Origin of the sequence: Nocardia seriolae NBRC 15557 (genome assembly GCF_007990715.1) — a bacterium.
Taxonomy (GTDB): Bacteria; Actinomycetota; Actinomycetes; order Mycobacteriales; family Mycobacteriaceae; genus Nocardia; species Nocardia seriolae.
The window spans coordinates 73,327-87,300 of sequence record NZ_BJWY01000008.1 but is presented as its reverse complement, the minus strand read 5'-3'; the positions used below and the strand labels follow the sequence as shown (position 1 = coordinate 87,300).

Below are 13,974 nucleotides of genomic sequence, written 5' to 3'. Positions count from 1 at the left end.
TGCTTCCCCACAGCTGACGGCAGCTCGTTATTTCTGGTTGTAGAAGCCGTTTTCGGCGATGCGGCGGCGCTCTTCCGCGGAGACGTCCACGTCGGCGGGCGACAGCAGGAACACCTTGGTGGCGACCTTGTCGAACGAACCGCGCAGTGCGAAGGCCAGACCCGCCGCGAAGTCGACCAGGCGACGCGCGTCGGAGTTGCTCATCTCGACCAGGTCCATGATCACCGGGGTGCCGTCGCGGAAGCGCTCGCCGATGATGGCGGCCTCCGCATAGGTGCGCGGGCGCAACGTGGTGATCTTGGACAAGGTGCCTCCGTCCTCGAAGATCTGGGGACGGCGGGCCGCCTCGATCCGGCGCTCCTGCTCCCGCAGCTCCTCAATGCGACGCTCCGCGTCGGTATCCATCGCGAGCGCGCCGCGGGTGCTGCCGCGCACCATGGGCGCGCTGCCGCCCACGGACCGGGTGCGGCTGGAGGGGGCGGTGTCGATGCGGGTGGGACGGCGCGGCGGCTCGTAACGGTCGTCGGCGTCGTAGCGGTCGCGGTGGTCGCGCTCGCGGACGTCGTCGGCGTAGTCGTCGCGGCGCGACGCGCTGTAGGCCGGCTTGTAGGGAGCCTTGTACGACGGCTCGTAACCGGGCTCGTCGTCGTAGTCACGCTCGGAGTACCGGTCGTAGTCGCGCTCCCGTTCCCCGTAGGCACGGGGGCGACGCTGGCCACGCTCATCGGCGCTCCGGGCGGCTCCGCGGTCGTCGACGTAATCGTCTTCGTAATCCTCGAGCGGAACCATCCCGAAGTACGCCTTGAACTTGTGCAGCGTGCTCATCTGGTCGACCTTCCTTCGGCCCCGGTTGGCCTGGGGTGTTGTCCTGCTCAGCCCTCGTCTGTCACCAAGCATATGTTTCAAATGTGACTGATGAGGTTTCTTTGCTACGCCGAGGTTATCGGTCGCGCGCCCATCAGCGCAGTACCGACACGCACGCACGTCGATCCGTGGCGGATGGCCGACTCCAAGTCGCCGGACATGCCCGCCGACAGCTCTATAGCTTCGGGGTGGACGGTCGTTAATGCGGCGTGGATGCGGGCCAGTTGCTCGAAGGCGGCATCGGGTTCGACGTCCAGCGGCGGGATGGCCATCAGGCCCGCGAGCTGCAGCGATTCCGAGGCCGCGACCTGATCGGCGAGGGCGTGCAGGGCGGCGTCCCGGACACCGCCGCGCTCGGGATCGGCGTCGAGCGAGACCTGCAGCAGCACGCGCAAGGGGGTGGTGCGCGCGCCCTCGTCCAATGCGGCCCGAGCGCCCGCATCCAGGGCACTCGCGAGCCGGTCCGAATCGACCGAATAGACCGTATCCGCCCAGCGTGCAACGGATTTCGCCTTGTTGCGCTGGAGACGGCCGATGAATTCCCAACGTATCTGAGACAGCTGGCTCAGCTGCGCCACCTTGGCCGCGGCCTCCTGCTCGCGGGACTCCCCGAACTCGCGGCGGCCCAAATGATAGAGGATCTCGATATCCGAGGCGGGGTGGAACTTGGTCACCGGGAGCAGCCGGACCGCGCCCGCCGGACGCCCCGCGGCCGCACACGCTGCGTCGATACGCTGCAGGAGTGCTGAAAGCGAGGCCTCGAGCTCAGCGGCGCGGCCCGCGCCGGGAGTGACCTGCGCCGCATCGGATCCCTTTGCGACGATAGAACTTTCGGTCATTCTGAAACTCCCTCGGATGACATCCAAATCACACCGGCGAGTCGGCCCGTCGGCGCGCCGCGGCGGTGTGAGAACAGCGTCTTGTCCTCGATGGTGCATCGCGGGTCCATCGCGACCGCACCCACCCCCGCCGCCTCCAGCTGCCGGCGGATGCCCGCGCGCAGATCCAGGCCCGGGGTCCCCTTGGCGGTGGTGGTCGCGCTGCCCGGCAGATGCGCCTCGACATCGGCGCGCATGGCGGCGGGCACCTCGTACTGGCGACCACTGGCCGCCGGTCCGAGGAACGCGCCGATGCGCTCGGGCTTCGCACCCACCGACACCATGGCCTCGAGCACCCGCGGCACGATCCCGATGCGTGCCCCGATCCGCCCGGCGTGCACGGCCGCGATGACACCGGCCTCGTCGTCGGAGAGCAGGATCGGCACGCAGTCCGCGCTCAGCACCACCAGCGCCAGATCGCGCCGGGTGGTCACCAGCGCATCCGTGGCAGGCACCGGCTCGTCGCGCGGCCCGTCCACGATCTCCACGTTGCGCCCGTGGATCTGCTCCATCCACACCAGGTGATCCGGGGCCAGCCCGATGCTCTCCGCCAGCCGAACCCGATTGCGCCGCACCGCCTCCGGATCGTCCCCCACGTGATCACCCAAATTGAACGAGTCGTAGGGCGCTTGCGAGAAGCCGCCCGCCCGCGTGGTCACAACCCGTCTGGTCCGGAAAACAGGTGCCGCCGAAGTCATGCCTCCGAGGGTAGTAGCCACTCCGAGGCAACCTCGAACTCACCACGACCCCGGCCGCTGCCGCCCCGAGCCCGCCGCGCACCGAGCCCGCCGCCGCCACGGCCGACGCAGCCGTGGCGCGCGCTACCTGAGATCGCCTGTGTCACACGCCCTATCGCCGCGGTGTGCGCGACAGCTCGGCGCGCGGCGGCGTGACAGTCGGCCGGAACAGGGGCCAGGCGTATCGCGGCGACCACCGATGCACCCCGGGTCGGCGGCGAACCCAGCGGTGAAATGCGCCGCGCCCGCTCCGGTGACCGGAGCGGGCGCGCTGCGAAGCCGTCAGGGGCGCTGCGGGTCAGCGGCGCATGAAGGAGGGGACGTCGACGTCGTCGTCATCGGCGTCCGGGGGCTGGATGTGGTTGCGGGCGTTGCCGCCGATGGTCGGGTCGACCGAGGGGCGGGGGGCGCTGTAGGAGGGGGCCGGGCCGCGTTCGGCCACCGGAGGCTGGGGGGCCGGGGCGGGCTCGACGGGGCGGACCGGCTCGGCGGCGGCGCGGGTCGAGCTGTATTCGCTGGTGCGGCTTACCGATCCGGCCGAGGCGCTGGCGGTGCCGGTGGTGAAGCGGCTGGCCGTGGGCTCGATGCGGCGGGACGGGCCGCTGCCGTCGAACCCGGCGGCGATCACGGTGACGCGGACCTCGTCGCCGAGGGAGTCGTCGATGACCGTACCGAAGATGATGTTGGCCTCGATGTGGGCGGCCTCCTGGACCAGCGAGGCAGCCTCGTTGATCTCGAACAGACCCAGATCCGAACCACCGGCGATCGACAGCAGCACGCCGTGCGCGCCGTCCATGGAGGCTTCCAGCAGCGGCGAATTGATGGCCGCCTCGGCCGCCTTCACCGAGCGGCCCTCGCCGCGCGCGGAGCCGATGCCCATGAGCGCCGAGCCCGCGCCGGACATGACCGACTTGACGTCGGCGAAGTCGACATTGATCAGACCCGGGGTGGTGATCAGATCTGTTATGCCCTGAACACCGTTGAGCAGCACCTCGTCCGCCGAGCGGAAGGCATCCATCAGCGAGACGGCCGCGTCGCCGAGCTGCAGCAGCCGGTCGTTGGGGATGACGATGAGGGTGTCGCAGGACTCGCGCAGGGCCTGGATGCCCGCCTCGGCCTGGTTGCTGCGGCGCTTGCCCTCGAACGAGAACGGCCGCGTCACCACGCCGATGGTGAGCGCGCCGAGCTTGCGGGCGATCTGCGCGACGACCGGAGCGCCGCCGGTGCCCGTGCCGCCGCCCTCACCGGCGGTCACGAAGACCATGTCCGCGCCCTTGAGGACTTCCTCGATCTCGTCCTTGTGGTCCTCGGCGGCCTTGCGGCCGACCTCGGGATCGGCACCGGCACCGAGGCCGCGGGTCAGTTCACGGCCGACATCGAGCTTCACGTCGGCATCGGACATCAACAGCGCCTGCGCGTCGGTGTTGACGGCGATGAACTCGACTCCCTTGAGTCCCTGTTCGATCATCCGGTTGACGGCATTCACGCCGCCGCCGCCGATACCGACGACCTTGATCACAGCAAGGTAGTTGTGCGGGGGCGTCATGGGCTCTCGCCTTCCTTCGATCTGAAACAGCTGTCGTCTTCGGTTACTCGGCAAATGCCGGCGCAATGGTCTCGGTCCGATAAACCCTCAACCATAGCTTCAGCGTTATGTCAAGTATCCGACTGGTGCCGAACGGTATTCGCAGCCACCGCGTTACCAGCGCAGGCGCGCCGAAACGAGTGTCAGAATCTTGTGTGATTCGCCTCGTCCGACCCACCTGAGCATCGTATCGTGGACGGTTGCCCTCCGGTCCTGGATCGGAACCGACGGTGCCCTTCCGGCAAACCACCGAAAATTTCGGCGGCCCAATGGGTATCGCTCACTTTACCGTGACCAGATTCGGACTCGAAACATCGAATACCTTGCCCGGCTGGGAAAGCAGGGGTCCGACCACCGCCGCCTTGCGCGCGGAGTCCGCGATCCCACCCCACAGCACCGTACGCCCGTCACGCAACTCCAGGGCAATATCCGAAACCGAGCGGGCCACAACCGCTCCCACGCCGAGCTGGTCACGCAGCGGTATCGGAATGGCGGCCATGACCGCGACCGCGGCCTTGGTCACCGGATCAGAACCGCCCGGATGGTCGGTAATGAGTTTGGGCACTCCGGGTCCGGGCGGCTCGATCGCGAATTCCACGCTGTCGCAATCGAGCAGGTGTGTGCCGTCCGAGCTGTCGAAGTAGAGCACCGCGGTGCGTTCCACCACCGTCACCTGGACGGTGGCCGGGAATTCCCGCTGCACCCGGACCGAGCGGACCTTGGGTAGTCGCGAGACCCGTTCGGCCATGGCATTGGTGTCCAGCCGCATCATGGACAGCCCGTCAGGTACCTGGAGGGCGTCCAGAACCTGTTGCTCCCCAATGGTGGCCAGGCCGTCGACGCGGACCGTGCGGACCGCCAGCAAGGGGGTGAACCAGGCGACCAGTCCGAGGGCGATCAGTACGAGCGCACCTGCCGGGACGCCGAAGCGGACCTTGCGCGAGCGCCAGGCGGTCAGGAACCGGGACTCGGGACGCGCGCGCTCGCGGCGCAGGCGCGCACGCCGAGCCGCGGAGGATTCATAGTCCGCTTCCGGCTCGGCCGAATCCTCCTCGTCCCAATCGTCTTCCGCCGCTTCCGGTGTCTGGGTGTCGGCTCCCCCGCCCGAGGTCATCGTGGCTCACCGCCCGTGGCCGGGTCGGGCGCGCAGACCGTCCAGGATCTGGCCGCCCAGCATGGTCACATCGCCCGCGCCCATGGTGATCACCACGTCGCCCGGCCGCGCCAGCGCGCCCACCTGCTTGCCGACCCGCGACATATCCGGCTGGTAGTGCACGGGTTTGGTGACCGCGTTGGCCACCAGCGCGCCGTTGACACCCGGCAGCGGCTCCTCGCGCGCGCCGTACACGTCGAGCACCACCACCTCGTCGGCCAGCGAGAGCGCCGCACCGAACTCGGTCGCGAAAGTCGCGGTGCGGCTGTACAAGTGGGGCTGGAAGACCACGATCACCCGGCCCGGCCGCGAGCGCGCGCCGTCGCGGGCCTCCTGCGCGACCAGTTCGGCCGCGGCCGAGAGCACCGCGCGCACCTCGGTCGGATGGTGGGCGTAGTCGTCGAAGACGCGCACGCCGTTCTCGCGCCCGGTGAGCTGGAAGCGGCGGTGCACACCGCCGAAACCCTCCAGGCCCTGGATGATTTCGCCCATGTCGGCCCCGGTGGCGCGGGCGGCGAGCAGCGCGCCGAGCGCGTTGAGGGCCATGTGGCGGCCGGGCACCGACAGCCGCAGGGTGCGCGGGGCGGGCTCGTCGGAGAGCTGGAAGACGGCGACGCCGCCGACATCGCGCGGTTCCCAGGACAGCAGCCGCGCGCCGACCGGGACCCCGGTCTCGGCGCCGGAATCATCAAGGGCGCCGCCGGAGCCGTAACCGATCACCTGGATGCCGTCGGGGTTGTCCTTCAGTTTGGCGACCGAACGCCGGGCGAGCCCGAGCGAACCCGGATCGTCCAGGCACACCACCAGCCGACCGCCCGGTTCCAGCCGATCCACGAAGTCGTCGAAGACCTGGACGTAGGCCTCGTCGGTGCCGAAGTAGTCCAGGTGGTCGGACTCGATATTGGTGACCACCGCGACATCCGGCGCGTATTGCAGCAGCGACCCGTCGCTCTCGTCGGCCTCGGCCACGAAGATGCCGCCGGTGCCGTGGTGGGCATTGGTGCCCGCCTCGTTGAGCTCGCCGCCGACCGCGAAGGACGGGTCGAATCCGCAGTGCTGCAACGCCACCACCAGCATGGAGGTGGTCGAGGTCTTGCCGTGCGTGCCCGATACCAGCAGCGTCTTGTGCCCCTGCATGAGCGAGGCCAGCACCGCGGGGCGCAGCAGCACCGGCAGGCCGCGCCGGTGCGCTTCCACCAGTTCGGGATTGGTCTTGGGGATGGCGGCGTAGGTGGTGACCACGGCGGTGGGCCCGCCGGGCAGCAGGTCCAGCGCGGAACCGTCGTGCCCGATGCGCACCTGGGCGCCGCGCGCCCGCAGGGCCAGCACGGTGCGGCTCTCCTTGGCGTCGGAACCGGACACCATGCCGCCGCGCGACAGCAGAATCCTGGCGATTCCGGACATTCCGGCCCCGCCGATGCCGATCATGTGCACGCGCCGCAGGTGCTCGGGCAGATCGGTGTGCTCTCCTGCGACGGGCTCGGTCGCGGTTGGCGCATCGCTGTCCGGCCGCTCCACTGTCACCTCGAATTACCCCGTTCCCTGGCGTGTTTCATCGGATAGTTGGGTTCCCAGGCCCGGGTGCTGCGCCACGCCTCGGTGGATCGACTGCTGCGATCCGCGGGGCGGCCGCTGCGGCGAGCCGAATCCGAATCTATCGATCGCCGCGCGGACGCATCCGACCCGCCCCGGGCCCGGCCCGATGGTAGCGCGCGCTTGGGCGGGCTGGGCTTGACCTTGGCCTTCGCCTTGCCGCGGGCGCGCGCGGCGCGAGCCCGTGTCGGCGAGTACATTTCGGGCTTGGGCAGCCGCAGCAACCGGCTGAACCGGCCGTCCCCGCCGCCGTGCAGGGCCGCCACCGCCTCGGGTTCGTGCCGGGCGGCATTGGCGATGATGCCGAACATGAGCAGGGTGATGGCCAGCGAGGACCCGCCCGCCGACACCAGCGGCAGCTGCAGCCCGGTCACCGGCAGCAAACCCACCACGTAGCCGACATTGATCAGTGCCTGCCCGGTGATCCAGGTGGTGGCCGAGGCGGTCAGCAGCCGGATGAACGGGTCCACCGACCGGGTGGCGATGCGCAGGCCGGCGTAGACGAACAACGCGAAAAGCCCCAGTACCAGGGCACATCCGAGAAATCCGAGCTCCTCGCCGATGATGGCGAAGATGAAGTCGTTGTGCGCGTTGGGCAGATAGCTCCACTTGGCCCGCGACTGGCCCAGCCCGCGCCCCCAGATGCCGCCGTCGGCGAGGGAGTACATGGCCTGGCGGGCCTGATAGCCGATGCCCTGCGGGTCCGAGCCCGGGCTGAAGAAGGCCCGCATGCGGTCGGACCGGTAGCCCGCCGACAGCGCCAGGATTCCCGCCGCCACCCCGCCGGACACCGCGATGGTGACGAACATGCGCAGCGGCAGCCCGCCGAACCACAGCAGCGAGGTGAGCACGATGCCCAGCGCGATGGTGGTGGACAGGTTGGGTTCGAGCACCACCAGGAAGCACACCAGCAGGCCCGCGGGCACCAGCGGCATGAGAATGTCCTTGTACCCGGCCCTTTCGGTCTGCCGGGAGGCCAGCAGGTGCGAACCCCACACCACCAGCGTGATCTTCACGATCTCCGAGGGCTGGATCGAGACCAGGCCGAGGTCGAACCAGCGCCGCGAGCCCTGCACCTCGGTGCCGATGCCGGGGATCAGCACCAGCACCAGCAGCACCAGCGACAGCGCGAACATCGGGAACGACAGCTGCCGCATCACCCGCATGGGCACGCGCAGCGCGATATAGAACAGCACCCCGCCCAGGACGGCGAACATGGCCTGCTGGATGAACAGCGAATACACCGATCCGCCACCGGCGTAGGCCTCCACGCTGGAGGCCGAGAGCACCATGACCAGACCGAGCACGGTCAGCAGCACGGCGATGGCCACCACGAGGTGGAACGACGCCAGCGGGCGGGCCAGCCATGCCCCGAACCATCCGGTTCGCGCACGCTGGGCCTTGTTCCCGACCCGCCGCGGCGTCGCCGTTGTCATTCGGTTCTCCCGATGTCCTTCTCGTCCAGGGCCCCCACGGCGGCCGCGAAGGCGCGGCCGCGGTGCGTGTAGTCGGCGAACATGTACAGGGACGCCGCGGCCGGGGCCAGCAGGACGGTGTCGCCGCGGTGGGCGAATCCGGCCGCCACGCGCACCGCGCGCGCCATCACCGCTTCGGGTTCGATCTCGGTGAAGGGGTCACCCATCCGAGCATCGTCCCCCGAATTCAGCTCCACGACCGGGACATCCGGGGCGTGTCGCGCCAGTGCGGCCGCGATCACCGCCGCGTCCTGGCCGAACAGCACGGCCGCGACCAGATGCTCACGGCACTCCTCGATGAGGTCCTCGACAGTCGCGCCCTTGAGCTGACCGCCCGCCACCCAGATCACATTGGGGTGGGCCAGGATCGAGGAGCGCGCTGCATGCGGGTTGGTGGCCTTGGAGTCGTCGACGAATTCGACGCCGGACAGCTCTCGCACGAAGGCGGCGCGGTGCGGGCCGACCTTGTGCTCCTGCAATCCCTCCTTGACGAATTGCGGTGCCACGTCGATGGATCGGGTGAGCGCGGCCGCGGCCAGCGCGTCGGCGACCCCGGCCGGGCCCTGCGGGCTGATGTCGCCGACCTCGGCCAGGATGGCGGCCTTGGTGAAGGCGCGGTCGAGCAGCTTACCGTCCACCACGCCGAGCTCGCCGTCGGCGGGGACGCCGATCCGGAACCCGACGGTGCGGCGCGCCTTGGACTTCCGGGCCAGCGCGGCGGCGACGGCGTCGTCCAGGCCGACCACGCCGACCCGTCCGGTCAGCGCGCGGGCCTTGGCGGCGGCGTAGGCGTCCAGGCCGCCGTGCCAATCCAGGTGGTCCTCGGCCACATTCAGCACCACACCGGCCTCGGGGCGCACCGACGGAGCCCAGTGCAGCTGGAACGAGGACAGTTCCACCGCCAGGATCTGCGGGCCGGGATTGCGGCGCAGCGCGTCCAGGATGGGCAGGCCGATATTGCCGCAGGCCACCGACGGGATCCCGGCGGCGCGCAGGATCGAGTGCGTCATCTGGGTGGTGGTGGTCTTGCCGTTGGTGCCGGTCACCACCAGCCACTTGCGGACCGGCCCGTAGATGCGGGCCTGATCCACCCACCAGGCGAATTCGACGTCGCCCCACACCGGAATGCCCTCGGTGACGGCCGAGACCAGCACCGGGGAGTCCGGCCGCCAGCCCGGGCTGGTGATCACCAGCGCGAAGCGTTGCAGCGCATCGGGTTCCAGCAGATCCTGGGTGGTCGCGGTGCCCAGTCCGAGTTCGGCGGCCTCGGCCAGGGCCTTGCCGCCGCCGTCGGTGACGACCGGTCGCGCGCCGATGTCCTGTAGCGGCTCGATCAGCGAGCGCCCGGAGACGCCCCAACCGGCCACCAGCACATCACGGCCACGCAGAAATTCGAGCATGGGGCCCGGCGAACGCAGGACCCTCGGAGAATGTTCGGACATTGCTCACTCACCCTGCCGCAGAGAGGTATTCGCTGTAGAACAGGCCCAGTCCGATCGCCGAGGCCATGCCGGCCAGCAACCAGAACCGGATGATGACCGAGGTTTCGGCCCACCCGCTCAGCTCGAAGTGGTGATGGAACGGTGCCATCTTGAACAGGCGATTGCGCGTGGTGCGGAAGACCGCCACCTGCAGCACCACCGAGGCGGTCTCGGCCACGAACAGCGCGCCGATCACGACCATGAGCAGTTCGGTGCGAGTGGTGATGGACAGGCCCGCGAGCAGACCGCCCAGCATCAGCGAACCGGTGTCGCCCATGAAGATCTTGGCGGGCGCGGCATTCCACCACAGGAAGCCGATGCAGGCCGCGCCGCCCGCGGCGCACACCAGGGCCAGATCCAGCGGATCCCGGACCTGGTAGCAGCCCGCGACCGCATGCGCGGAGCAGGAATTGCGCCACTGCCAGAAGGTGATGATCATGTACGCGCCCAGCACCAGACTCATGGAGCCCGCGGCCAGTCCGTCCAGGCCGTCGGTCAGGTTGACCGCGTTGGACCAGGCCACCACGATCAGGCAGACGAACGCCAGGAAGAACGGCAGCCACAGCGTCACCGTATTGATGTCGCGGGTGTAGGACAGGTGCTTGTCGCCGGGCGTGAGGCCGTGCGCGTTGCGGAATTGCAGTGCCAGCACACCGAACACGACCGCCGAGGTGAGCTGGCCGATGTACTTGCCGGCCGCGGTCAGGCCCAGGTTGCGCTGCTTGCGCAGCTTGATCAGGTCGTCGAGGAAGCCGACGAAGCCGAGCGCGGTGGCCAGGCCCATGACCAGCAGGCCCGAGGCCGAGGGGCCGGGCTCGCCGTAGGTCATGGAGATCAGGTGTGAGCCCAGGTATCCGGCCCACATGCCGATGATGATGGCGACGCCGCCCATGGTGGGGGTGCCGCGCTTGGCCTTGTGGCTCTCCGGGCCGTCGACCCGGATCTCCTGTCCGAAGCCCTGTTTGGCGAAGTAGCGGATCACCACGGGGGTCAGCAGGATGGAGACGGTCAGCGCGATGGCCGCCGACAGCAGGATCTGGGTCATCGGGCGGCCTCCTGCTCGGCGGCGATCAGGTGGTCGGCGACCGTCCACAGGCCCGCGGAGTTCGAACCCTTCACCAGCACCACGGCGTTCGGCTCCAGTTCCTCGTCGAGCAGGGCGATGGCCGCGTCGATGTCGGGCACATGGATCGCCTCCTCGCCCCAGGAGCCCTCCTGCACCGCGCCCTGGAACATGGCGCGCACGGGACGGCCCTGGCCGACGACGATGAGCCGGTCCACGTCCAGCCGGACCACCAGGCGGCCGATCCGGTCGTGTTCGAGCACGGATTCCTCGCCCAGTTCGGCCATTTCGCCGAGTACCGCCCAGCTGGGGCGCGGGGAGGTTCCGGTCCGGGACATGGTGACCAGCGCCTTGAGCGCGGCGCGCACCGAATCCGGGTTGGCGTTGTAGGAGTCGTTGACGACGGTGACGCCGTCGGCGCGGGTGCGCACGTCCATGCGGCGACCCGACACCGCGCTCGCGCCGGACAGCGCCCGCGCGACGGTGGCGAGGTCCGCACCCTGATCCAGGGCGACAGCGGCTGCGGAAAGCGCGTTGCCGACCTGATGCTCGCCGTGCACGGCCAGCTGGACATCGACCGATTCGCCCTTGGCGTGCAAGGTGAATCGCGCGCGGGCGTGCTCGTCGAGGACGACGTCGGAGGCGCGGACATCGGCGCCCGCGGCCTGGCCGACGGTGACCACGCGGGCGGCGGTCCGCCCGGCCATCTTCGCGACCAGGTGGTCGTCGGCGTTCAGCACCGCCAGCCCGTTGGCCGGAAGTGCTTCCACCAGTTCGCCTTTGGCCTGCGCGATGATGTCCTGGCCGCCGAACTCGCCCAGGTGCGCGGTGCCGACATTGAGCACCACGCCGATGCCGGGCGAGGCGATCTCGGTGAGCGCCTTGATGTGTCCGGGCCCGCGGGCGGACAGCTCCAGCACCAGGAAGCGGGTGCCGGTGTCGGCGCGCAGCGCGGTCCAGGGGTGGCCGAGTTCGTTGTTGAACGAACCCGGCGGGGCCACAACGGGTCCCAGCGGGGCCAGCGTCGCGGCGATCAGATCCTTGGTGGAGGTCTTGCCCGAGGAGCCGGTCACGCCGACCACGGTCAGCGTGCCCGCGGCCACCAGGCGGTCCACGCTCACCCGCGCCAGCTTGGCCAGCGCGTCCAGCACGGCCGCACCCGAGCCGTCGGTGTCGTGCTCGAGCGCGAGGGCGCGCGTGTTCCCGGGGCGGGGCTCCACCACGATGGCGGGCACCCCGACCGGCCGGGCGGCCAGCACCGCGACCGCGCCCTGCGCGACGGCCTGCGCCGCGAAGTCGTGGCCGTCGGCGTGCGCACCCGGCAGCGCCAGGAACAGGTCACCGGAACCGATTCGGCGCGAATCGAATTCGGCCGCGCCGGTGACCTTCGCCTCGGGGTCCGGGGCGTCGTGCAGCGTGCCGCCGACCACCTCCGCGAGCTCCCGCAAAGTCATCTCGATCATGAATGCGTCAGGTCCCTCGTCTTTTCCGACAGGGCGGCCGCGAGTACCTCGCGGTCGTCGAACGGATGCTTCACTCCTGAAATCTCCTGCCCTGTCTCATGTCCCTTGCCCGCGATCAGCAGCACATCGCCGGGCTGCGCCCAGGCGACGGCGGCCTTGATCGCGGCCGCCCGGTCCCCGACCTCCCGGACCTCACCGCGTTCCGCGTCCGGTACCTGTTCGGCACCGGCGAGCACCGCGGCGCGGATGGCCGCCGGGTCCTCGCTGCGCGGATTGTCGTCGGTAATGATGGCCAGGTCGCTGCCGCGCGCCGCAGCCGCACCCATCAAGGGCCGCTTACCCGCATCGCGATCACCGCCCGCGCCCACCACTACCGCCAGACGCCCCTCCCCCTGTTCGGCCAACCACGTGCGCAGCGTCGCCACGACCGATTCGATCGCGGCGGGCTTGTGCGCGTAGTCCACCACGGCCAGAAACTCCTGACCCTCATCCACCCGCTGCATGCGGCCCGGGACGTCGACGTCTCCGAGCGCCACAGCGGCAGCCTCCGCCTCGACTCCCGCCGCCACGCACACCGCGACGGCGAGCAGCCCGTTGGCGATGTTGTACGTGCCCGGAAGCCGCAGCCGCACATCCACATTGACGTCGGGGCCCATGGCGATGAACTCCTGGGTGCCGCCCGGCCCGGCCGTGATGCCGTCGGCCAGCCAATCCGCCCGAACCCCTGCGCGAGTCGCGACGGTCCGCAGGCGCGCACCGGCGGTTTCGGCCGGGCCGAGATCGTCCCCGATCTCGGCGGCCAGGCGCTGTCCCCACTCGTCGTCCACGCAGATCACCGAGGCGCGCGCGGCCACCGAGGGGCGCGCCGAAGCGGCGGAGTCCGGGCCGTCGGGGATGAACAGGCGGCGCTTGGCGGCGTAGTAGTCCTCGAAGTCGGAGTGGAAGTCGAGGTGGTCCTGGGACAGGTTGGTGAACGCGCCGACCGTGAAGTGCACGCCGTCCACCCGGCCCAGGGCCAGGGCGTGGCTGGAGACCTCCATGACGACGGCGTCCACGCCCTGCTCGACCATGAGCGCGAACATGGCGTGCAGCTGCGGCGCCTCGGGGGTGGTGAGCGCCGAGGGCACCCGGACGCCGCCGATGCGGGTCTCGATGGTGCCGATGAGCGCGGTGGTCAGTCCCGCGGCGGCGAGCCCGGCCTCCACCAGATACGAGGTGGTGGTTTTGCCCGAAGTGCCGGTGATGCCGACGATGCGCAGTTTGCGAGAAGGGTCACCGTAAAGGGCCGAGGACAACTCGCCGAGGATCGCGCGGGGCGCGTCGTGCACCAGGACCGGCACGGCGATCTCGCCGATCAGCTCCGCGCCCGCCGGATCGGTGAGGATCGCGACCGCGCCGCGCTCGACGGCATCGTGGGCGAAGCGCGCGCCGTGCGCGTGGGATCCCGCCAGACCGGCGAAGAGATCACCCGCCCGAACCGCATTGGAGCGCTGCTCGATACCGGTGACCTGGACGTTCTCCGATCCCTCCGGAGATCCGGCGCTGCGCGCACCCGTGAGTTCCTCCACCTTGCGCAGGCTGGTCGCCGCGGGGGCGGCGGGCCGAAGTACCTGCGGGCTGGACTGCGCGGGCACGAAGCTCCTCTCCGGGTGGCGGTCATATGCAGAAATCGGTCCGGCGGA

General features: G+C 70.0%; 11 protein-coding genes. All 11 read right to left on the bottom strand.

The window, feature by feature from the left end; genetic code table 11:
* Positions 1 to 27 precede the first annotated feature (27 nt).
* Positions 28 to 825, bottom strand: coding sequence for a cell division protein SepF (locus NS2_RS04410; protein ID WP_033085798.1), 798 nt, complete (start codon positions 823 to 825; stop codon positions 28 to 30).
* A 104-nt stretch (positions 826 to 929) separates the two neighbouring features.
* On the bottom strand, positions 930 to 1,703 hold the full coding sequence (locus tag NS2_RS04405; protein WP_036545673.1) for a YggS family pyridoxal phosphate-dependent enzyme: 774 nt from the start codon (positions 1,701 to 1,703) through the stop codon (positions 930 to 932).
* Positions 1,700 to 2,440, bottom strand: a complete 741-nt coding sequence (gene pgeF, locus NS2_RS04400) for a peptidoglycan editing factor PgeF (RefSeq protein WP_033085800.1) — start codon at positions 2,438 to 2,440, stop codon at positions 1,700 to 1,702. The genes NS2_RS04405 and pgeF overlap by 4 nt, the downstream gene beginning before the upstream one ends.
* A 337-nt stretch (positions 2,441 to 2,777) precedes the next feature.
* Complete coding sequence (gene ftsZ / locus NS2_RS04395; RefSeq protein WP_033085801.1) at positions 2,778 to 4,025, bottom strand: cell division protein FtsZ; 1,248 nt, start codon at positions 4,023 to 4,025, stop codon at positions 2,778 to 2,780.
* Positions 4,026 to 4,344: 319 nt separating this feature from the next.
* Positions 4,345 to 5,178, bottom strand: coding sequence for a cell division protein FtsQ/DivIB (locus NS2_RS04390; RefSeq protein ID WP_081985646.1), 834 nt, complete (start codon positions 5,176 to 5,178; stop codon positions 4,345 to 4,347).
* Positions 5,179 to 5,184: 6 nt separating this feature from the next.
* On the bottom strand, positions 5,185 to 6,645 hold the full coding sequence (gene murC / locus NS2_RS04385) for a UDP-N-acetylmuramate--L-alanine ligase (RefSeq protein ID WP_052085995.1): 1,461 nt from the start codon (positions 6,643 to 6,645) through the stop codon (positions 5,185 to 5,187).
* Between the two features lie 92 nt (positions 6,646 to 6,737).
* A complete protein-coding gene (gene ftsW / locus NS2_RS04380; RefSeq protein WP_033085802.1) occupies positions 6,738 to 8,246 on the bottom strand; it encodes a putative lipid II flippase FtsW in 1,509 nt (502 codons plus the stop codon).
* Positions 8,243 to 9,685, bottom strand: a complete 1,443-nt coding sequence (gene murD / locus NS2_RS04375; protein ID WP_033085803.1) for a UDP-N-acetylmuramoyl-L-alanine--D-glutamate ligase — start codon at positions 9,683 to 9,685, stop codon at positions 8,243 to 8,245. Before murD ends, ftsW begins: the two co-directional genes overlap by 4 nt.
* Positions 9,686 to 9,734: 49 nt before the next feature.
* The gene (gene mraY, locus NS2_RS04370; RefSeq protein ID WP_033085804.1) at positions 9,735 to 10,811 is read right to left on the bottom strand and encodes a phospho-N-acetylmuramoyl-pentapeptide-transferase; all 1,077 of its coding nucleotides are present in this window, start codon (positions 10,809 to 10,811) and stop codon (positions 9,735 to 9,737) included.
* The gene (locus NS2_RS04365; protein ID WP_036545680.1) at positions 10,808 to 12,292 is read right to left on the bottom strand and encodes a UDP-N-acetylmuramoyl-tripeptide--D-alanyl-D-alanine ligase; all 1,485 of its coding nucleotides are present in this window, start codon (positions 12,290 to 12,292) and stop codon (positions 10,808 to 10,810) included. The genes mraY and NS2_RS04365 overlap by 4 nt, the downstream gene beginning before the upstream one ends.
* Complete coding sequence (locus tag NS2_RS04360) at positions 12,289 to 13,926, bottom strand: UDP-N-acetylmuramoyl-L-alanyl-D-glutamate--2,6-diaminopimelate ligase (RefSeq protein ID WP_045436668.1); 1,638 nt, start codon at positions 13,924 to 13,926, stop codon at positions 12,289 to 12,291. The genes NS2_RS04365 and NS2_RS04360 overlap by 4 nt, the downstream gene beginning before the upstream one ends.
* Positions 13,927 to 13,974 lie beyond the last annotated feature (48 nt).